Genomic DNA, 20,126 nt, shown 5'->3' with positions numbered 1-20,126 from the left:
GCCCCTTCGTCATCCGCAGGTCAGCTCGCGGGCCTCGGGCAGCGAGGCGGTGACCATCGCCCGCTCGAGCGCGATCTGGCGCTCGCCGACCGCCCAGAAGTCGGGCTGGTCCGCTCCGCGCGGGACGCCGACGAGCACGGGGTCGCCGGCACGGATGCCGGGGACGACGTTCTCGTCCACCACGAAGACCTGCTCCTCGTCGGGCTTGCTCCCCTTCGCGTCCTCTTCCGGGACTTCCGGGAGGTAGACGCGGGTCAGGCTCAGGGTGATCCGCAGCGTGGTCGTCCCGGGGAGCCGTTCGACGGCCGTGGCCTCGCCCTCGGCGACCAGCCGGGAGCAGGCCAGATACCGGGCGCTGCCGAAGGCCACGCCGCCGGCGTCGGACTGCTTCTCGGCGGACGAGCCGGCGTCCAGGCCGGAGCTGTCGGCGGCACCGGTCCCGCCGCCGGACATCAGCCAGCCCATGCCGGCCATCACGGAGGCCGCGGCGGCCACCGCGAGGCCGCCGAGGGCCAGGGAGAACGCCCGGCGCCTCGGCCGGGGGGACGGACGGACCGGCAGCGCGGGTGCGGGGGCGGGGGTCGTCGCTGGGGGCGGCTCGGCGAGCGCGTGACCGATGACGCCGAGCTGTTCGCGCAGCACCGCCAGGTCGGCCTCGGCGGCCCGGTGCTCGGCCAGGAAGGCGGCGTCCGCGCGGGCGCCGGGCGGCAGCGGCTCACCGGTGATCGCGGTCATCAGGGCGTCGGCCCCGTCGTGTTCGGCGGACACGTCACACCACCTCGTCCTCGTGCAGGCGGGCCCGCAGCGCGCGTACCGCCGTGTGCAGCCTGCTCTTGACCGTGCCCTCGGGGATGCCGAGCTCCTCGGCGATCCCGCGCACCGGCAGGTCGGCGAAGAAGCGCAGGACCACCACCTGGCGCAGGGTGTCGGGCAGCTCGTCCAGGCCCCGCGCGACGGCGAGGGAGAGCAGGCTGGTCTCCTCGCCGGAGGGGTGCGCCACCGGCTGGCGCAGCGCGGCGAGCCGCTCCCCGAGGCGTTCCTGCCGCTTACGGGCCCGGTGCCAGTCCATCGCCAGGTTGGAGGCGACGACCGCCGCCCACGCGGACACGTCACGCGGTGCCTCGTGGCCGCCGGCGGCCCGCTCCAGCAGCCGCAGACGGACCTGCTGCACCCCGTCCGGCAGGTCCGCCTGCGGCACCCCGCCCAGCGCGAGCACCGCCCGCACCCGGCGTTCCTGGGCCGCGTCCAGCGGGTCGTCCAGGACGTCCGCGTCCCGGACGGCACCTCCCCCCTGACCGCGGCGGGCCTTTCTGCGCAGCACAGCCACCCCTCCCCTCGCCGTGTGGTGCCTATGACGCCGGGAGGCACGGAAACGTTCGGTGCGGTCCCCCGTTTTCCCGGCACCGAACGGAGGTGTACGTCACACCTTCGCGTAGCGGTGGGGGCGGTGGGCAGGCGAGCTTGCGGCGCGAGGCCGCCACCGGGCCGGTTCTTCCAGCTCAGCTCGGGTGTGAGCGGAACAACTGGAGCCGGGCGGCACCCTCGCGGCGTCCCATCCTGTGGGCATCGCGGGCAAAGAATTGGACAGGTCCACCGAGGTCGGACGCATGATGGAAAGGCCTCGGCCATGCAGCAGAGACAGACAAGCCACTCAGAAGGAGTCGCCGTGAGGGTCGGAATCGTCGGAGCCACCGGTCAGGTCGGCACGGTCATGCGCAGCATCCTCAAGGAGCGCGACTTCCCCGTCACCGAGCTGCGCCTGTTCGCCTCGGCCCGTTCGGCGGGGACGGTCCTGGACGGCGTGACGGTGGAGGACGCGGCGACGGCCGACTACTCGGGCCTGGACATCGTGCTGTTCTCGGCGGGCGGCTCGACCTCGAAGGCGCTGGCCCCGAAGGTCGCCTCCCAGGGTGCCGTGGTGATCGACAACTCCTCCGCGTGGCGCCGTGACCCCGAGGTCCCGCTGGTCGTCTCCGAGGTGAACCCGCACGCGATCGCGGACCGCCCCAAGGGCATCATCGCCAACCCGAACTGCACCACGATGGCCGCTATGCCGGTGCTGAGGCCGCTGCACGCCGAGGCGGGCCTGCAGGCGCTGGTGGTCGCCACCTACCAGGCGGTGTCCGGTTCGGGCCTCGCCGGTGTCGACGAGCTGTTCGAGCAGGTCAAGAAGGTCGGTGACGACGCGCCGAAGCTGACCCACGACGGCTCGGCGGCGGAGTTCCCCACCCCGAACAAGTACGTGGCGCCGATCGCGTACAACGTGCTGCCGATGGCCGGTTCGATCGTGGACGACGGCCTCAACGAGACCGACGAGGAGCAGAAGCTCCGCCACGAGTCCCGCAAGATCCTGGAGATCCCCGAGCTGAAGGTCTCCGGCACCTGTGTGCGCGTCCCGGTCTTCTCCGGCCACTCGCTGCAGGTCAACGCCCGCTTCGCCCGCCCGATCAGCGTGGAGCGCGCCAAGGAGCTGCTGGCGGGCGCGCCCGGCGTGGCCCTCACCGACGTCCCCACCCCGCTGCAGGCGGCCGGCCAGGACCCGTCGTACGTCGGCCGGATCCGGCAGGACGAGACGGTCGAGCACGGTCTCGCCCTGTTCCTGTCCAACGACAACCTGCGCAAGGGCGCCGCGCTGAACGCGGTGCAGATCGCGGAGCTGGTCGCGGCCGAGCTGAAGGCCTGACCGCCGCACCGACGCGCAGAGGGGGCGCCCACCCGAGCCGGTGGGCGCCCCCTCGTCGTCGGCGGGAGCGGTCGCTCCCCGCTCGGTCTACTCCTGCTCGGCCGCCGCGTCCGCGGCCTGGGCCCGCAGCGCCCGCTCCACGCCGGAGCGGGACTCCGAGACCAGCCGGCGCAGGGCCGCGTTGGGCTCGGCCTCCGCCAGCCACGCGTCGGTCCGGCGCAGGGTCTCCTCGGAGACCTGGAGCGCCGGGTACAGGCCGATGGCGATCTGCTGGGCGATCTCGTGCGAACGGGAGTCCCAGATGTCCTTGACGACCGCGAAGTACCGCTCCGTGTACGGGGCGAGCAGCTCGCGCTGGTCGGTCTGGACGAAGCCCGCGATCACCGACTCCTGGACGGCGTTCGGGAGCTTGTCGGACTCGATGACCGACGCCCACGCCTCGGCCTTGGCCTCGGCGCTCGGACGGGCGGCACGGGCGGTCGCGGCGTGGCGCTCACCGGCGGCCGTCCGGTCCCGCTCGTACTCGGCGGCGATCTCCGGCTCGTCGAAGCGGCCCACGGCGGCCAGGCGCTGCACGAACGCCCAGCGCAGCTCCGTGTCGACGGCCAGGCCCTCGACGGACTGGGAGCCGTCCAGCAGGGCCTCCAGCAGGTCCAGCTGCTCCGGGGTGCGGGCGGTGGCCGCGAACGCGCGCGCCCACGCCAGCTGGTGGTCGCCGCCCGGCTCGGCCGCGCGCAGATGGGCCAGCGTGGCGTCCGTCCAGCGGTTGAGCAGGGCCTCTCGGGCGGCAGGGGCGGCGTACAGGTCGAGCGCCAGCTTCACCTGGCGCTGCAGCGACTGCACGACACCGATGTCGGACTCCTTGCCGATGCCCGACAGGACGAGGGAGAGGTAGTCGCGGGTGGCGAGCTCGCCGTCGCGGGCCATGTCCCAGGCGGAGGCCCAGCACAGGGCGCGGGCGAGCGAGGACTCGAAGTCGCCGAGGTGCTCGGTGACGAAGGCGAGGGACCGCGCGTCCAGGCGGACCTTGGCGTACGACAGGTCGTCGTCGTTGAGCAGGACGACCTGCGGGCGGGCCTTTCCGATGAGCTGCGGCACGGCGGTCAGCTCGCCGTCGACGTCCAGTTCGACGCGCTCGTCGCGGCGCACCTTCCCGGACGCCTCGTCGAGGTTGTAGAAGCCGACCGCGATGCGGTGCGGGCGCAGCGTCGGCTCGCCCTTGGCGCCCGGGGGCAGCGGCGGTGCCTCCTGGCGGATCGCGAAGGACGTGATCACGCCGCTGTCGTCGGTCTCGAACTCGGGGCGCAGGACGTTGATGCCGGCTGTCTCCAGCCATGCCTTCGACCAGGTCTTCAGGTCGCGGCCGGAGGTCTCCTCCAGGGCGCCGAGCAGGTCGGACAGACGGGTGTTGCCGAAGGCGTGCCGCTTGAAGTACGCCTGCACGCCCCGGAAGAACTCGTCCTGCCCGACGTAGGCGACGAGCTGCTTGAGGACGGAGGCGCCCTTGGCGTAGGTGATGCCGTCGAAGTTGACGAGGACGTCGTCCAGGTCGCGGATCTCCGCCATGATCGGGTGGGTGGAGGGCAGCTGGTCCTGCCGGTACGCCCAGGTCTTCATCTGGTTGGCGAACGTCGTCCACGCGTGCGGCCAGCGGGTGCCGGGGGCGTGCGCCTGGCAGGCGACGGAGGTGTAGGTGGCGAACGACTCGTTCAGCCACAGGTCGTTCCACCACTCCATGGTGACCAGGTCGCCGAACCACATGTGGGCCAGCTCGTGCAGGATGGTCTCGGCGCGGCCCTGGTACGCCGCGTCGGTCACCTTGGAGCGGAAGACGTACTGGTCGCGGATGGTCACCGCGCCCGCGTTCTCCATGGCGCCCGCGTTGAACTCCGGGACGAAGAGCTGGTCGTACTTCTCGAACGGGTAGGCGTAGTCGAACTTCTCCTGGAACCAGTCGAAGCCCTGCCGGGTGACCTCGAAGATGGCGTCCGAGTCGAGGTACTCCGCGAGGGAGGGGCGGCAGTAGATGCCGAGCGGCACGGACTGGCCGTCCTTCTCGTACACGCTGTGCACGGAGTGGTACGGGCCGGCGATGAGCGCGGTGACGTACGTCGAGAGCCGCGGCGTCGGCGCGAACGTCCAGACGTTGTCCTGCGGCTCGGGTGTCGGCGAGTTGGAGACGACCGTCCAGCCCTCGGGCGCCTTCACGGTGAACTGGAAGGTGGCCTTCAGGTCGGGCTGCTCGAACGACGCGAACACGCGCCGGGCGTCGGGCACCTCGAACTGGGTGTACAGGTACGCCTGCTGGTCGACGGGGTCGACGAAGCGGTGCAGGCCCTCGCCGGTGTTGGTGTACGCGCAGTCGGCGACGACACGCAGGATGTTGCGTCCCTGGAGCAGGCCCGGCAGGGTGATGCGGGAGTCCTGGAAGACCTCGCCCGGGTCGAGCTGGTCTCCGTTCAGGGTCACCTCGTGGACGGTCGGTGCCACCAGGTCGATGAAGGATTCGGCGCCGTTCTCCGCGACATCGAAGCGCACCGTCGTGACGGACCGGTACGTGCCTCCCCCACTCTGCGCGCCGGAGAGGTCGAGATCGATCTCGTACGAGTCAACGGTCAGCAGCTTCGCCCGCTGCTGTGCCTCTTCGCGGGTCAGGTTTGTGCCAGGCACGCGGTCATCTCCTCGATATGTGTGGGTTCGGTCATCCTTCCATGGGACCTGACCGGAGCGCGATGTCCGCGACCCGCCGGTGGGCGGCGCCCGCGCAACGGAGGCTGGGGCCATGACGACCTTCCTCGCACATGCCATCGGTCCGGCGGTCCTGAAGGAACTGCGCTCCACTGACGACGCGGGACGCCGGATGGTTCCCGTCACGGACGAGGAGGGCGGGGCGCCGCTGCGCTGCTGCCTGCGCCGCAGCGAGCCGGGCGAGCGCGTCGCCCTCGTGTCGTACGCCCCGCTGCGCCGCTGGGCGGCCGGCGCGGGCGTGGATCCGGGGGCCTACGACGAGCAGGGGCCGGTGTTCGTGCACGCCGGGGAGTGCGGCGGCCCCGCCGGTGACGCGCCGCCCTTCGACCGGGCGCACCGGGTCGTGCGCCGCTACGCGGCGGACGGGCGGATCCTCGGCGGCCGGCTGGTGGAGCCGGGCGCCTTCGAGGCGGCGTTCGCGCAGGCGTTCGCCGATCCGGCGGTGGAGTTCGTCCATGTGCGGGCCGTGGAGTACGGCTGCTTCCTGTACGAGGTGCGCAGGGGCTGAGCGGGCGGGCACGCTCAGCCAGGGTGAGCCCGGGAGCGCCTCGGCAGGTTGTCAACACTTGTTGGCCCATACGCGTTGGCCTACGGTTGTTGATATGGACCAGAGCACGCCCCGGACCGCCCGCCGCTCCGACGCGACCCGCGCGGCGATCCTCGAGGCGGCCCGCGAGCGCTTCGCCGCCGACGGCTACGACCGCGCCACCATCCGCGCCATCGCCCGCGACGCGAACATCGACCCGTCGATGGTGATGCGCTACTACGGCAACAAGGAGGGCCTGTTCGCGGCGGCCGTGGCGATCGACCTGGAGCTGCCGGACCCGGCGTCCGTCAGCCGCGACACGGCCGGACAGGCGCTGGTGACCCACTTCCTGACGATGTGGGAGAAGAACGAGGTGCTCACGGCCCTGCTGCGGGTCGGCGCGACCAACGAGGCCGGGGCCGAGCGTATGCGGGGCATCTTCGCGGACCAGCTGCTGCCGCTGGCTCTGCGGGTGTGCCCCGATCCGGAGCAGGCCCCGGCACGGGCCGCGCTGGCGTCCTCACAGCTGCTGGGTCTCGCGCTCACCCGATATGTGCTGCGCTTCCCGCCCGCGGTGGCGCTGTCCCCCGAGGAGATCGTGGCGTGGCTGGCGCCGACGGTGCAGCGGTACCTGACCGCGCCGCACCCGGCGTGAGCGCGACCGGCAGCGCGCGCACGAGGGCGCCGGCCCCGGCCGGTGCACGCCCCCGCGCACCCGGAACGGGACCGGCGCCCTCGACAGCGCGCGGCGGACTCGGAAGAGCTCGCGTCAGGCCGTCGCGTCGGCCTTGGTGGTGATGTTGGAGCTGGTCGGGTCCTTCTTCTTGTGCGACTTGTCCAGCACCATGACCAGACCCGCGATGACCGCGAAGATCACGATCGGGGCGATCACGTACAGGGCCAGCGTCTCCACGACGCTCAGGCCCTGACCGGGGTCGTCGCCGTCGTCACGCGTGAGCGCGAGGGCGGGGGACGACATCAGCAGCATCATCAGCGTCGTACCGGAGGCCAGGGCGCCGGCGCGCAGGGCGTTCTTCTTGTCCACGGGCCCAAAAGTACCGAACGCCGCCGGGGCGCGCGCGTCCGGGGGGTGCTGTCAGGGGCGGCCGGCGCCGCGCGGCGGACCGGACCGGGACGTGTCCTCGCGGAGCACCTCCAGCAGCGCGCGGACCCGGGGCGAGGCCGTCAGCTCCTCCAGGGTGACCGGCCGCCCGGCCGCGTCGGCGACGGGCAGGCGCCAGTTGGGGTACTCGTCCCAGGTCCCCGGCAGGTTCTGCGGGCGGCGGTCGCCCACGCCGTCCGGCAGCCAGACGCCGACCATCCGCGCCGGGGTGCGCAGCAGGAAGCGGTGCACGGCCCGGATGCCGGCCTCCTCGCCGTCCTCACCCCCCTGGCCGTCGGTCAGCCCGAGCCGGGACAGCAGCGCCAGCCACTCGGCGGCGTCGGCCGCCGCCTCCGCGCGCTCCTCCTCCAGCGGGCGCGTCGACAGGCCGAGCCGGTCGCGCAGTTCGACGTGCTCGCCGGTGAGGCGGGCCGCGGTGGGCGGCAGGTCGTGGGTGGTGGCGGTGGCCAGGCAGTCGGCGCGCCAGGACTCGGGCGGCAGCGGGCGGCCGTCGCCCTCCCAGTCCCGCTCGAACCACAGCACGGAGGTGCCGAGCACCCCGCGCGCCCGCAGCCGCTCCCGTACGCCGGGTTCCACGGTGCCGAGATCCTCGCCGATCACCACGGCTCCGGCGCGGGACGCCTCCAGCACCAGGACGGCGAGCATGGCCTCGGCGTCGTAGCGGACGTACGTCCCCTCGGTCGGCGGCTCTCCCTCGGGCACCCACCACAGCCGGAACAGCCCCATGACGTGGTCGATGCGCAGGGCGCCCGCGTAGCCGAACAGGCCGCGCAGCAGCATCCGGTAGGGCTCGTAGCCCGACTCGGCCAGCCGGTCCGGGCGCCAGGGCGGCAGCCCCCAGTCCTGGCCGCGGGCATTGAAGGCGTCCGGGGGCGCTCCGACCGACATCCCGGCCGCGAAGTACTCCTGCTGGGCCCAGGCGTCCGCGCCGTCCGGGTGCACCCCGACGGCCAGGTCGTGGACGACGCCGACGGCCATCCCCGCCTCCCGCGCGGTCCGCTGGGCGGCGGTCAGCTGGGTGTCGGTGAGCCAGGCGAGCCGGCGGTGGAAGTCGACGCGGCCGGCCAGTTCGCGCCGGGCGCGGGCGGTCTCGGCGGACCTGGGGTCGCGCAGGCCGGACGGCCAGCGCCGCCAGTGCGCGCCGTGCACCTCGGCCAGCGCGCACCAGGTGGCGTGGTCCTCCAGCGCCTGCCCCTCGCGGGCGAGGAACGCGGCGTACGCGTCCTGCCGGCCGGGGTCGAGCGGCACCTGCAAGACCAGTTCCAGCGCCTCGCGCTTGGCCTCCCAGACCGCGTCCCGGTCGATCAGCGCGCCCTTCTCCAGCACCCCCTCGCGCAGCCGGGCGGCCCGTTCCAGCAGGGCGTCCACCCGGGCCCGGTCCTCGACCCGGGCGAACTCGGGGACGTCCTCGACGCGCAGATGGACCGGGTCGGGGAAGCGCCGGGAGGAGGGCCGGTAGGGGGACGGGTCGGTGGGCGGTCCCGGCACGGCCGCGTGCAGCGGGTTGACCTGGACGAAGCCGGCACCGAGCGAGCGTCCGGCCCAGTCGGCGAGCGCGGCGAGGTCGCCGAGGTCGCCCATGCCCCAGGAGCGGCGGGACAGCAGGGAGTAGAGCTGGACGAGGAGTCCGTACGTTCGTCCGGGGGGTGCGGGCAGCCGGGGCGGGGCGACGACGAGGTGGCTGTGGGCGGTGCGGCCGTCCGGCGCGGCCGCGGTCAGCCGGTGCACGCCGGGCGGGAGCCGGGCGGTGTCGCTGTGGGTCCCGCCCTGTTCGGTGGTGACGGTCAGCCGGGTGCCGGGCGGCAGCGCGTCGAGGGCGCGCGGCGCGGTGCCGCTCCAGCAGACCACCGTCGGGGGCAGCAGGCGCTCGCGCAGGGCGCGTTCGCGGGCGTGGAGGGCCGCGGCGACGGCGGCGGGGGTGCTCGTGTCGACGCCGAGGGCGGTCAGCGTACGGGTGAGGGCGGTGGCGGGGGCCGCGACCGCAAGGTCGGGGGACGGCCGGTAGGAGGGGGCGACGCCGTGCAGTTCGGCGAGCCGGGACAGATCGTCGGAGGGCGGGTCCTGGGGCTGTCCGGACCCTTCGGCGGGGATGTCGGCCGACCGCGTCTGTGTCATCTACGGCCTCAGGGCGCTCATGTCCGTGTCCATACCGGTGTCCATACCCGGATCGACCTCCATGTCCCAGTAGGCGGCCTCACTCGTCAGCGGCACCGCGTCGGCGAGCGGCGGCTCGCTGGTGAGGGGTTCGGCGTCGGGGAGCGGGGGTTCGCTGGTGAGGGGGGTCGCGGCGCAGGCGCCCTCGGCGCTGAAGACACAGGCGTGCGTCTCGGGCGCGAAGGGCGCCTCCGGTTTGGACAGGGCCGGTGCGGTGGGCACGGGGCCTCCTGGGGTCTCGGTACGACGGCGGGTCACGGCAGCCCTACCCAGCGGGCGCGGCGGCAGACGTACTCGGCGGAACAACGTGGCCTGGGTCACACCCCGTTCCGTCGCCCCACCGCGAACCGGCGCCGCCGGGGCCGTCGATAGACGGGGTGTGAGACTGTTCCGCCCCATGGGGGGCCATCGGGAGAAGGACGAGGGGGACGGGGCCCTCCTGCGTGCCGTCGCGGCCGGGGACCCGGCGGCGTTGGCCGCCCTGTACGACCGGCACGCGGGCTGGCTGCACGCCCGCCTCACCCGGCGCTGCGCGGACCCCGAGGTGGTGCGCGAGGTGCTCCAGGACACCTTCGTCACCGTGTGGCGGTCGGCCGGGGCGCACCGGGGCGAGGAGGCGGGCGGCTGGCTGTGGACGATCGCGGCACGCCGGCTGATCGACGCGCGCCGGGCGCAGGAGCGGGCCGGGCGGCTGGAGACCACGCCGCTCGACACGGCCCCGGCCGGCGCCGGACCGGCCCCGTCAGCGCCCTCCGCGGAGGAGAGGGTGCTGACGGGGCTGGAGTACGGCGACGTCGGCACCGCCCTGACCCGGATCTCCCCGGAGCTGCGGGAGGTGCTGCGCGCCACGGTGGTGGACGGGCTGACCACCCGTGAGACCGCCCGGCTGCTCGGCATCCCCGAGGGCACCGTCAAGTCCCGGGCGACCCGCGCCCGCGCCGAACTGCGCGCCGCGCTCGCCCAGTTGGCTCCGTCCCCGATGGGAGGCCCGGCATGACCGGCTGGCACGCACCCGACCACCTGATCGCGGGCTACGCCGACGGCTCCCTGCCCGACGCCGACGCCTGGTCCCTGGAGAAGCACCTGGAGTCCTGCGCCTCCTGCGCGGGCCGGGTGTCCGGGGCGGTCCGGGCCACGCAGGCGGGACCGGTGCTGGCGGAGGTGCGGGACACCGTCCTGGCGGCCGCGAGGCCGGCACCCCTGCGCACCCCCCGTCTCCTGTGGGCCGCCGCCCCCGCCGTGCGCGGTGCCTGGCTGCCCGCCGTCCTGCTCGTGGCGTTCGGCGCGGTGGTGCTCGCCCACGTCGCCGACTTCCCGGGGGCCCGCCCCCTGCTGCTGGCCGTCGCGCCGGTGGTGCCGGTCGCCGGGGTGGCCCTGTCGTACGGCCGCCACGCCGACCCGCTGCACGAACTGGCCGCGTCCACCCCGTCGGCGGGGCTGCGGCTGGCGCTGGTGCGCACCGCGGTGGTCCTGGCGGTGAGCCTGCCGCTGCTGACCCTCACCGGTGTCGTCCTGCCGTCCTCGGGCGCGCCGGGAGCCGCCGCCTGGCTGCTGCCCGGACTCGCCTTGACGCTGGCCGCGCTCGCCCTCGGCGGCTGGCTGGGGCTGCGCACGGCGACCGCGGTGACCGGGGGCGGCTGGCTGTGCGCCGTCCTGGCACCGGTGCTGGCGACCCCCGACGGCGCGGTCTCCCGGCATCTGTCGGACCAGCTCTCCCTCTACGTCGGCGGCGCCGGCGCGCAGGGCGGCTGGGCGGCGGCCGCGGCGTTGTGCGCGGCCTTGCTGGCGGCCCGGCGCACGGCGTACGACCGCCTCGAACGGCCCTGAACACCGCCTCGAACGGCACTCGACCACGTCATCTCTCGGCTCTGGAGCCTCCTTGACCACCATTCAGGTGGCCGGTCTGCATGTCCGGCACCGCAAGACCGTCGCCCTCGACTCCCTCGACCTCGCCTTCGGCCGGGGCGTGCACGGGCTGCTCGGCCCGAACGGCGCGGGCAAGACCTCGCTGATCCGCGTGCTCGCCACGGTCGCCGCCCCGACGGGCGGCCGGGTGCGCATGCTCGGCGAGGATGTCGCCGACCCGCGCGGACGCACCGAGGTCCGCCGCAGGCTCGGCTATCTGCCGCAGGAGTTCGGCCACTACCCGGGCTTCACCGTGCGGGAGTTCGTCGCCTACATGGCCTGGCTGAAGGACATGCCGGCCGCGGACACCCCGGCCGCCGTGGAGCGTGCCGTGGCCCGGGTGGGGCTGGCCGACCGGATCGACGCGAGGATCCGGACGCTGTCCGGCGGCATGGTCCGCCGCGTCGGCATCGCCCAGGCCATCGTCAACGACCCGGCGGTCCTGCTGCTGGACGAGCCGACGGCGGGCCTGGACCCGGAGCAGCGCGTGGAGTTCCGCGAGCTGCTGCGCGAACTCGGCGCCGACGCCACGGTCCTGGTCTCCACGCACCTGGTGGAGGACGTGGCCGCGGCCTGCACGGAGGTCACGCTCATCGCCGGGGGCCGGCTCGCCTACCGCGGCACCCCCGATGCGCTGACCGCCCTCGGCGCGGTCGCGGACGGTGTCGGCGACCACCCCATCGAGCGCGGCTACACGGCGGCCCTGCGCGCCCACCGGGAGGTGGCGGCCCGATGACGCTGCTCATGGAGAGGAAGCCCCCGGCGGCCGCCGGGGCCGCTCCCCTGCGACCTGAGTTCCGGCGCGGGTTCGCCCCGCTCGCCGGTGCCGCCGTGCTGCTCACGCTGGTCGTCGCCCTCGCCGTGCCGGCCGAGAGCTGGCAGGGCGGGTGGGCGGAGACCCGGGACCGTACGCACGCGGCCGCGGTCCTGCTCGGCATCCCGCTGGCGCTGGCCGCGGGCTGCTGGCAGGGCGGGCGGGAGCGCCGGCGCGGTACCGGCGATCTGCTGGAGACCGCCGTACGCGGTGCGCTGCCCCGCTTCCTCGCGTCGGCGGTGCCGGTCGCCCTCTGGGTGGCCGCGGGGCACCTCCTCGCCGCCGGGTGCGCGCTGCTGGCCACCTGGTACTGCGCCACCGGGGACAGCCCGTACCTGGTCGTCCCCCTCACCGACTCGCTCCTCCTCGGCAGCGCGGCGCTCGCGGGCCAGGTGGTGGGCCGGGCCGTGCGCTGGCGGCTGGCGGCCCCGGTGCTGGCGACGGCCGGGTACGCCGTGCTCGGCTTCCTCTCCTACGACCACGGCAACGCCCTCTCCGCCCTGTCCCCGCTGATCGACACCTCCGTCCACCGGATGCCGGTGTGGTGGCAGCCGTGGGTGTCGGTGGTGTGGGTGGGCGGGCTCGCCGCCGCCGCGGTGCTGGCCCTCACCGCCCGCCGCCCGGTCACGGCCCTGGTGCCGCTGGCCTGCGCGACGGCCGCCGCGGTGGTCCTGGTCCAGGCCGGCGGCCTGACCCGCCCCAACCCGGTCGCCCAACGCCAGGTCTGCGACACCTCCACGACCCCGCAGGTGTGTGTGAACACGCGGTACGGGAAGCTGCTGCCGCAGATCACCGAGGCCCTGTCCGGTCTGACGGGCCGGCTGGAAGGCGTGGACAACGTCCCCGTCCGCTTCGAGGACCGCGTGGGCCGCTCGCGCGCCGACGAGGCCGAGCTCCCGATGGTCACCCCGCTCGGCTGGTCGGTCGTCCGCGGGAAGCTCACCGAGCCCGAGCGGTACGCGTGGGAGGCGGGGACGGCCCTCGTCGGCCGCCGCGCGGAATGCGACCACACGGACCCCGCCGTCGCCCGCACGGACGCCGCCGTGGAGCACTACCTGGCCCCGAGCCCGGCGGAGAAGCTCTTCGACGACCTGGACGCCCGGGGCTCCGCGACCGACCGCGCCGAGCTGAAGGCCAGGCAGCAGGCCCGGGCCCGGCTGCTGGGGATGGCGGAGGACGAGCGCCGGGCGTGGCTCTCGGAGTACTTCGCGACGGCGAAGAACTGCGACCGGAACGGAGTGCCGACCCTGTGACCAGCACCGGAATCGTCCTGTACGCCCGCTCCCGGGCCCTTGCGCAGACGGTCGCCGCGCTCGCCGCGACCGCCGTGCTGGCGGTCTGGGCGGCCCACTCCCTGGACTCCTACCTCGACCCGGAGCGCAGGGTCCCGGTGGTGGCCCTGGGCCCGCTGGTGGCCGCGACGGCCATCGGCACCAGCCTGCACTCCGCCTCCGAGGAGCTGGACCGCACGGCGGTGCGCCCCTGGTGGCGCCGCCGGCTGACCCATCTGCTGTGCCTGACGGCGCTGGCCGCCGCACTGCTCCCCCTGGCGGTCCTGTCCAGCGCGCAGACCTTCGGCCCGCCCGCCATGGTCCGCAACGTCCTGGGCTGCACCGGCCTGACGGCGGGCGCGGCGGTGGTCCTGGGCGCGCGGCTGAGCTGGCTGCCGGTGTTCGGCTACGTCAGCGCGATGTACATGGGTGTCTCGGGCCTGCGGGGCACGTCACTGCCCGCCTGGGCATGGCTTCTGGAGCCGGGTACCGGCGGCGCCGGGTGGGCGGCGGCCGCGGCGCTGTTCGCCGTCGGGGGCGGCTCGTACGCGGTGAAGGGGGCGCGCGGAACTCCCTGAGGAGGGAGCCGCGCCCCCGTGCACCCGGCATACGCGAAGGCCCGGAACCTCAGGCAGAAATGCCGTCGATCCGGGCCAAGGCGTCATCCGCCCCATACGGTTGCAAGTACGGCAACCAGCGCGGGTCACGATGCCCGGTGCCGATGATGCGCCAGGCCAGACCGGTCGGCGGAGCCGGTTTGTGGCGCAGCCGCCAGCCGATCTCGAACAGATGGCGGTCGGCTTTCACGTGGTTGCAGCGGCGGCAGGACGCCACCACGTTGTCCCAGACGTGCTTGCCCCCGCGGCTGCGCGGGATGACGTGGTCGACGCTGGTTGCGACGCCACCGCAGTACATGCACCGGCCCCCGTCGCGCGCGAAGAGCGCCCTGCGGGTGAGAGGAACGGGCCCCCGGTAGGGGACGCGCACGAATCGCTTGAGCCGGACCACGCTGGGTGCGGGGACGGTGACGGTTGCGCTGTGCAGATAGGCGCCGGACTCCTCGAGGCATACTGCCTTGTTCTCGAGGACGAGGACGAGCGCGCGGCGGAGCGGTACGACGCCGAGCGGCTCGTACGACGCGTTGAGGACCAGGACATGCGGCACGGATGCCTCCTTGGGCGTCGGCGGCGCGTGGCTCGCGCCGGGACGATCTGTAGTCAGTTTCCCCTCATGCCTGGTGATGGCGCCACCATGTCCCGGTAACGGCCTGGGAGTGTTTTCGACCACATCCGACGCCTCCCCAGAGTGATGAACGGTTCATCCCACCAGTTCATCCCCACGTGAGCGCCGTCCCTCCCCCGAACGTGGGGACGATGTGCACGCGATGCCCCGATAGTGTGGTGGGTCTGCCCCGCCGGTGACCTTTTCGTGACCTTGGCCGACCTTGACCACCTGCCGCGGGGCAGGCCGCTGCACTGGAGGTACCCGCTGTGTCCCTGCCCGCCGTCCTGCCGGCCGCCGACGTGACGCCGTCGCCGGTCCCCTCGGAAACGACGACCCCGGCGGTCCCCTCGATCCGGGACGCCCACGAGAGCGCGGCCGAGGCCGCCAGCTGGGTCGAGCAGAACTGGTCGACCTGGCTGGCGATCGGTCTGCGGGTCCTGCTGATCCTGGTGATAGCGGCGGTGCTCAGAGTGGCCGTCCGCCGTGCGATCACCAAGCTCATCGACCGGATGGGCCGCGGCGGGCAGACGGTGGACGGCACGGCACTGGGCGGTCTGCTGGTCAACGTCGAGCGCCGCCGGCAGCGCTCGCAGGCGATCGGCTCGGTGCTGCGCTCGGTGGCCAGTTTCCTGATCATGGGCACGGCCGCCCTGATGGTCCTGGGCACCTTCGAGATCAACCTGGCCCCGCTGCTGGCGTCCGCCGGTGTGGCGGGCGTGGCGATCGGTTTCGGCGCCCGCAACCTGGTCACCGACTTCCTCTCCGGCGTCTTCATGATCCTGGAGGACCAGTACGGCGTGGGCGACACGATCGACGCGGGCGTCGCCTCCGGTGAGGTCATCGAGGTCGGGCTGCGCGTGACGAAGCTGCGCGGTGAGGGCGGTGAGATCTGGTACGTCCGCAACGGCGAGGTCAAGCGCATCGGCAACCTGTCGCAGGGCTGGTCGATGGCCGGGGTCGACGTCACGGTCCGCGCCGAGGAGGACCTCGACAAGATCAAGTCCACCCTCGACGAGGTCGCCGAGAAGATGACGAAGGAGGAGCCGTGGAACGAGCTCCTCTGGGGGCCGATCGAGGTGCTGGGCCTGGACAGCCTGCTGCTGGACTCGATGGTGGTGCGGCTGTCCGCGAAGACCATGCCGGGCAAGTCCCTGACGGTGGAGCGCGAGCTGCGCTGGCGGGTCAAGCGCGCCTTCGACGCCGCCGACATCCCGATCATCGGCCGGCCGGCGGCGGCCCCGGACGAGGGGCCCGCCGACGACGCCACCGCCGCGGTGGCGGCTCCCTCCGCCTACGCCAACGCCGCCTCGCCGCAGTCCCAGGCCGCCACGCCGCTCACGCCGCCCAACGTGACGAAGTAGCGGCTCCAGGGCCGGCCGCAGCGGGTGTCCCGGCGCGGTGGCCGCGCGGATGCCGGCCGACGCGTCCCGCCCGGCCCGGCAGGACGTCGAGTCGGCGCCGCCCCCCTGCGCGACCGGGTGCGGGCACTCGCCTCGCCCAACGGCCGGCCGGTTTCCGGCCCGCCCTGACCCGCCGGTTTGCCCCCGTGGCCCGGACTGGCTTGGATGCCGGGGGCGGCGGACGGCGGGCGGGGGCGGTGGAGGCCATGGGCGAGCGGTCCCTGGGGCGGCGCTTCGGCCGGCTGTGGGCCGCGTACGCGGTGAGCACGTTCGGCACGCGGCTCGCCTTCGACGCGTTCGCGCTGATCGCGGTCCTCGCACTGCACGCCGGGCCGACCGAGGTGGCGCTGCTGGCGGCCTCGGGGCTCGCCGTGGGCGCGGTGCTCGCGGTGCCGCTCGGCGCCTGGGTGGAGTTCCGCCCGAAGCGGCCGGTGATGGTCGGGGCGGACCTGCTGCGGTGCGCCGCGCTGCTGAGCGTGCCCGTGGCGTACGCGCTGGACGTGCTGAGCCTCGGCCAGCTGCTGGCGGTGTCGGTGGTGACGGCCGCCGCGGACATCACGTTCGGCGCGGCGAGCGGGGCGTTCCTGAAGTCCCTGCTGCCGCCGGAGGACCTGCTCGCGGCCAACAGCCGGTTCGAGGCGACGGCCTGGACGGCCACGGCGCTGGGCCCGCCGCTGGGCGGTGTGGCCGTGGGGGTGTTCGGGCCGGTGGCCACGGTCCTGGCGGACGCGGCGAGCTATCTGCTGTCGGCGCTGGGGCTGCGGGCCGTGGGCGGGACGGAGCGGCACCCGGAGCGCCCCGAGGGCGCGCGGGGCCCGCGGCCGGGCGATCTGCGGGCGGGCTGGCGGCACATCCTCGGCCATGCCGCGCTGCGCCCGCTGTTCCTCAACACGGTCCTGGTGAACGCCCTGATCATGGTGGCGTCCCCGCTGCTGGCGGTGCTGATGCTGGGCCGGCTCGGCTTCACGCCCTGGCAGTACGGGCTCGCCTTCGCCGTGCCGTGCCTGGGCGGTCTGCTGGGTTCCCGGCTGTCCCGGCGGCTGGTCGCCCGGCACGGGCAGCGCCGGGTGCTGCTGGTGGCCGGCACGCTGCGGGCCTGCTGGTCGGTCGGGCTGGCCTTCGTGGGGCCGGGCACGGCGGGCCTGGTGCTCGTGATGGCCGTGGAGTTCGGCCTGATCACCTGCTCCGCGGTGTTCACCCCGGTGCTCGCCACCCGGCGTCTGGAGGGGACCCCGCCGGACCGGGTGACCCGCACCCTGACGGCGTGGTCGATCACGAGCAGGACGGTGACGGCCGCGATGACCGCGCTGTGGGGCGTGCTGGCGCTGCTGACGGGCCCCCGGGCCGCGATCGCGCTGGCCGGTGTCCTGCTGCTGGCGACGCCGCTGCTGCTGCCCTGGCGCGAGGAAACGCGGGCGCCGCGTCCCGGTGCTCCGGCCCCCGGCGCACCGCAGCCCGGCCTCCCCGGGTGACGAGCGGGTCTCGCCGGGCGGAATCCCTTGACTCCGCGTTCCCCACCGGCCTAGTTTCCTCCGCAGGCAATAGGAAACTTTCCTAACAGTGATCACGCGGGCGTCCGGGATGGACGCCGCCGGACGATCACTGGGAAGCTGGGCAGCCGAGAGGCAGGTGTCGCACCCCATGGCAGGAACCGCCGGTACGCCGGGCACCCCGCGCGTCCTGCGCGCCATGAACGACCGCGCCGCCCTGGACCTCCTCCTGGAGCACGGGCCGCTGTCGCGCACGCGGATCGGCAAGCTCACCGGCCTCTCCAAGCCGACCGCCTCCCAGCTGCTGGCCCGCCTGGAGGCCGCCGGCCTGGTCCTGGCCACCGGCACCACGGAAGGGCGGCCCGGCCCCAACGCCCAGCTGTACGAGGTGAACCCGAGGGCCGCGTACGCCGCCGGCCTCGACGTCACCCCGGAGCGGGTCCTGGCCGCCGTGGCCGACATCACCGGCCGCACCGTCGGGTCGTACGAACTGCCCACCCCCGGCAGGCGTCCGTCCCAGCCGGTCGTGCGGCAGGTCACCGACGCCCTCGACGGGGCGGTGAAGGCGGCGGGCCTGACCCGGGCCGACGTCCACCGGCTCGTCATCGGCACCCCCGGCGCCTTCGACCCCAACACGGGCCGCCTGCGCTACGCCTCCCATCTGCCCGGCTGGCACTCCCCCGCGCTGCTCGACGAACTCGCCGCGTCGCTGCCGATGCCGGTCGAGTACGAGAACGACGTCAACCTCGCGGCGGTGGCCGAGCAGCGGCTCGGCGCGGCCCGCGGCCACGAGGACTTCGTGCTGCTGTGGAACGAGGGAGGTCTCGGCGCCGCCCTGGTCCTCGGCGGCCGGCTGCACCGCGGCTGGACCGGCGGCGCGGGCGAGGTCGGCTTCCTGCCCGTGCCGGGCGCCCCCCTCGTCCGTCAGGTGACCAAGGCCAACAGCGGCGGCTACCAGGAGCTGGCCGGTTCCCAGGCCGTTCCCCGCCTCGCCCGTGAACTCGGCGTCCCCGACATCCCGTCGGGGCCGTACGCGGAGGTGGCCGCCGCCCTGGTCGAGCGGGCCGCCGCCCGGGACGACGACCCCCACCGGCGGCTCCTGGAGACCTACGCGACCCGGCTGGCCACCGGTCTGGCCTCCCTGGTCTCCGTCCTCGACCCGGAACTCGTCGTCCTCAGCGGCGCCTCGCTGACCGCGGGCGGGGACACCCTGCGCACCCTCGTCCAGAACGAGCTGGAGGAACTGGCCGCGGCCCGGCCCCGGCTCGTCGTCGGCGACGTCCGTGAACACCCCGTGCTGCGCGGCGCGCTGGAGAGCGCCCTCGCCGCCACCCGCGACGAGGTCTTCGACACCTCGCGCTGACCCGCACCCCGCCCCCGCACCACCCACACCCACCCCGTCCCGCCCTTGGGAGACCTCGCCATGCCCGGAAAGTCCAGGAAAGTCATATCCTCGATGTCCCGCCGGACCACGGCGGCCCTCGCCGCGTCCGCCTCCCTGGCCCTGCTCGCCACGGCCTGTACGGGCTCCTCGGAGACCGGCGCGAACGACGACCCGAACGCGCGGACCACGATCACCTTCTGGCACGGCTGGAGCGCGCCCGCCGAGGTCGAGGCGATCCAGGCGAACGTCGACGCGTTCGAGAAGGCGCACCCGAACATCACGGTGAAGGTCGTCGGCAACATCAACGACGACAAGCTCAACCAGGCGCTGCGCGCGGGCGGTTCGAACGGCCCCGACGTGGTGTCGTCGTTCACGACCTCCAACGTCGGCAAGTTCTGCTCCTCAGGCGCCTTCCTCGACCTCAAGCCCTTCATCGAGAAGTCGAAGCTCGACCTCGACAAGCTCATCCCGAAGCCGATGCTGGACTACACCCGGTTCGAGGGCACCCGCTGCGCCCTGCCGCTGCTCGGCGACGCCTACGGGCTCTACTACAACAAGGACGCCTTTAAGAAGGCCGGCATCACCGCGCCGCCGAAGACCTGGTCGGAGTTCGCGGAGGTCGCCAAGAAGCTCACGAAGAGCAAGGGCGACGGCTACGAGCAGCTCGGCTTCATGCCGACCTACCACGGCTACGAGACGGTCGTGGACCACTACATGTCCCAGTGGGACCACGCCTACTTCGGCAAGGACGGCAAGTCCAGCGTCGCGAAGGACCCGGCGTTCGCCGAGATGTTCCGGTACCAGAAGAAGCTCGTCGACGACCTCGGCGGCTTCGCCAAGCTGGAGAAGTACCGCAACACCTTCGGCGACGAGTGGGGCGCCAAGCACCCCTTCCACACCGGCCAGGTGGCCATGCAGCTCGACGGCGAGTGGCGGCTCGGCATGGCGAAGGACGCCGGCGCCGGCTTCGGGATCGGCACCGCGCCGATGCCCGTCGCCGACGACGAGGTGGACGAGTACGGCAAGGGCTTCCTCTCCGGCACGATCATCGGCATCGCCCCGCGCAGCGAGAAGCAGAACGCCGCCTGGGAGCTGGTGAAGTACCTGACGACCGACACCGAGGCCGTCGTGTCCTTCGCCAACGCCATCCACAACGTGCCCTCCACCTTCGCGGCACTGAAGTCGCCCGGGCTGAAGGTGGAGCCCGGCTTCAAGACGTTCCTGGACATCGCGCAGAACCCGCACTCCAACACCCCGCCGGCGTCCGTCAACGGCTCGACCTACCAGACGACCCTCCAGGACTTCGGCTACCAGTACGAGTCCGGCAAGGTGACGGATCTGCAGGCCGGTCTGGAGAAGACCGCCGAGCAGATCGACCGCGACATCGAGCAGGCGAAGTAGCCC

The 20,126-nt window shown here is 73.9% G+C and carries 19 protein-coding genes; 12 read left to right on the top strand and 7 right to left on the bottom strand.

All coding sequences use genetic code 11. The features are described from left to right. Positions 1 to 9: 9 nt before the first annotated feature. Both ABZ899_RS01480 and ABZ899_RS01475 read right to left on the bottom strand, forming a co-directional pair. On the bottom strand, positions 10 to 768 hold the full coding sequence (locus tag ABZ899_RS01480; RefSeq protein WP_361339115.1) for a hypothetical protein: 759 nt from the start codon (positions 766 to 768) through the stop codon (positions 10 to 12). Position 769: 1 nt separating this feature from the next. After that, positions 770 to 1,321, bottom strand: a complete 552-nt coding sequence (locus ABZ899_RS01475; protein WP_361339112.1) for a sigma-70 family RNA polymerase sigma factor — start codon at positions 1,319 to 1,321, stop codon at positions 770 to 772. A 345-nt stretch (positions 1,322 to 1,666) separates the two neighbouring features. Here ABZ899_RS01475 and ABZ899_RS01470 point away from each other — a divergent pair, with 345 nt between their 5' ends. Further along, a complete protein-coding gene (locus ABZ899_RS01470; protein WP_361339109.1) occupies positions 1,667 to 2,683 on the top strand; it encodes an aspartate-semialdehyde dehydrogenase in 1,017 nt (338 codons plus the stop codon). Between the two features lie 87 nt (positions 2,684 to 2,770). On the opposite strand, the gene pepN is transcribed toward ABZ899_RS01470, so the two are convergent. Beyond that, complete coding sequence (gene pepN, locus ABZ899_RS01465; protein WP_361339106.1) at positions 2,771 to 5,353, bottom strand: aminopeptidase N; 2,583 nt, start codon at positions 5,351 to 5,353, stop codon at positions 2,771 to 2,773. 112 nt (positions 5,354 to 5,465) lie between these two features. Here pepN and ABZ899_RS01460 point away from each other — a divergent pair, with 112 nt between their 5' ends. Further along, positions 5,466 to 5,939, top strand: a complete 474-nt coding sequence (locus tag ABZ899_RS01460; RefSeq protein ID WP_361339103.1) for a DUF1203 domain-containing protein — start codon at positions 5,466 to 5,468, stop codon at positions 5,937 to 5,939. 94 nt (positions 5,940 to 6,033) lie between these two features. Next, entirely contained in the window at positions 6,034 to 6,612 is a 579-nt protein-coding gene (locus ABZ899_RS01455) for a TetR family transcriptional regulator (protein WP_361339100.1), read from the top strand. A 114-nt stretch (positions 6,613 to 6,726) separates the two neighbouring features. On the opposite strand, the gene ABZ899_RS01450 is transcribed toward ABZ899_RS01455, so the two are convergent. Genes ABZ899_RS01450 through ABZ899_RS01440 form a run of 3 tightly spaced genes read right to left on the bottom strand, consistent with a single transcriptional unit; the run spans position 6,727 to position 9,456 of the window. Then, entirely contained in the window at positions 6,727 to 7,002 is a 276-nt protein-coding gene (locus ABZ899_RS01450) for a hypothetical protein (RefSeq protein ID WP_361339097.1), read from the bottom strand. Positions 7,003 to 7,053: 51 nt separating this feature from the next. Beyond that, positions 7,054 to 9,195, bottom strand: a complete 2,142-nt coding sequence (gene malQ / locus ABZ899_RS01445) for a 4-alpha-glucanotransferase (protein ID WP_361339095.1) — start codon at positions 9,193 to 9,195, stop codon at positions 7,054 to 7,056. Beyond that, on the bottom strand, positions 9,196 to 9,456 hold the full coding sequence (locus ABZ899_RS01440) for a hypothetical protein (RefSeq protein ID WP_361339091.1): 261 nt from the start codon (positions 9,454 to 9,456) through the stop codon (positions 9,196 to 9,198). Positions 9,457 to 9,631: 175 nt separating this feature from the next. Between ABZ899_RS01440 and ABZ899_RS01435 the strand changes: the two genes are divergently transcribed. Genes ABZ899_RS01435 through ABZ899_RS01415 form a run of 5 tightly spaced genes read left to right on the top strand, consistent with a single transcriptional unit; the run spans position 9,632 to position 13,802 of the window. Next, positions 9,632 to 10,231, top strand: a complete 600-nt coding sequence (locus tag ABZ899_RS01435) for an RNA polymerase sigma factor (protein WP_361339089.1) — start codon at positions 9,632 to 9,634, stop codon at positions 10,229 to 10,231. Then, complete coding sequence (locus tag ABZ899_RS01430; RefSeq protein WP_361339086.1) at positions 10,228 to 11,061, top strand: zf-HC2 domain-containing protein; 834 nt, start codon at positions 10,228 to 10,230, stop codon at positions 11,059 to 11,061. The genes ABZ899_RS01435 and ABZ899_RS01430 overlap by 4 nt, the downstream gene beginning before the upstream one ends. Before the next feature lie 52 nt (positions 11,062 to 11,113). After that, on the top strand, positions 11,114 to 11,875 hold the full coding sequence (locus ABZ899_RS01425) for an ABC transporter ATP-binding protein (protein WP_361339083.1): 762 nt from the start codon (positions 11,114 to 11,116) through the stop codon (positions 11,873 to 11,875). Further along, entirely contained in the window at positions 11,872 to 13,206 is a 1,335-nt protein-coding gene (locus tag ABZ899_RS01420) for a hypothetical protein (RefSeq protein ID WP_361339081.1), read from the top strand. Before ABZ899_RS01425 ends, ABZ899_RS01420 begins: the two co-directional genes overlap by 4 nt. Further along, positions 13,203 to 13,802 (top strand): hypothetical protein, encoded by a 600-nt coding sequence (locus ABZ899_RS01415; RefSeq protein WP_361339078.1) that lies wholly within the window; start codon positions 13,203 to 13,205, stop codon positions 13,800 to 13,802. The genes ABZ899_RS01420 and ABZ899_RS01415 overlap by 4 nt, the downstream gene beginning before the upstream one ends. A gap of 49 nt (positions 13,803 to 13,851) precedes the next feature. On the opposite strand, the gene ABZ899_RS01410 is transcribed toward ABZ899_RS01415, so the two are convergent. Further along, positions 13,852 to 14,388: an HNH endonuclease gene (locus ABZ899_RS01410; RefSeq protein WP_019760491.1), complete on the bottom strand. Its 537-nt coding sequence runs from the start codon at positions 14,386 to 14,388 to the stop codon at positions 13,852 to 13,854. A gap of 326 nt (positions 14,389 to 14,714) precedes the next feature. Between ABZ899_RS01410 and ABZ899_RS01405 the strand changes: the two genes are divergently transcribed. From ABZ899_RS01405 to ABZ899_RS01390, 4 genes are all read left to right on the top strand, one after another. Then, entirely contained in the window at positions 14,715 to 15,809 is a 1,095-nt protein-coding gene (locus ABZ899_RS01405; RefSeq protein WP_361339074.1) for a mechanosensitive ion channel family protein, read from the top strand. A gap of 245 nt (positions 15,810 to 16,054) precedes the next feature. Beyond that, positions 16,055 to 17,320, top strand: coding sequence for an MFS transporter (locus ABZ899_RS01400; RefSeq protein ID WP_361339071.1), 1,266 nt, complete (start codon positions 16,055 to 16,057; stop codon positions 17,318 to 17,320). A gap of 169 nt (positions 17,321 to 17,489) precedes the next feature. Beyond that, positions 17,490 to 18,701 carry an ROK family transcriptional regulator gene (locus ABZ899_RS01395; RefSeq protein ID WP_361339068.1) on the top strand — a complete coding sequence of 404 codons (1,212 nt, stop codon included), beginning with the start codon at positions 17,490 to 17,492 and terminating at the stop codon, positions 18,699 to 18,701. A gap of 93 nt (positions 18,702 to 18,794) precedes the next feature. After that, complete coding sequence (locus tag ABZ899_RS01390) at positions 18,795 to 20,123, top strand: ABC transporter substrate-binding protein (protein WP_361339065.1); 1,329 nt, start codon at positions 18,795 to 18,797, stop codon at positions 20,121 to 20,123. The last annotated feature ends 3 nt before the right edge of the window (positions 20,124 to 20,126 follow it).

The sequence above is a fragment of the Streptomyces sp. NPDC046859 genome (assembly GCF_040645135.1).
GTDB lineage: Bacteria > Actinomycetota > Actinomycetes > Streptomycetales > Streptomycetaceae > Streptomyces.
Note: the sequence above shows the minus strand (reverse complement) of the source record. Positions and strands in the feature narration are given on the sequence as shown.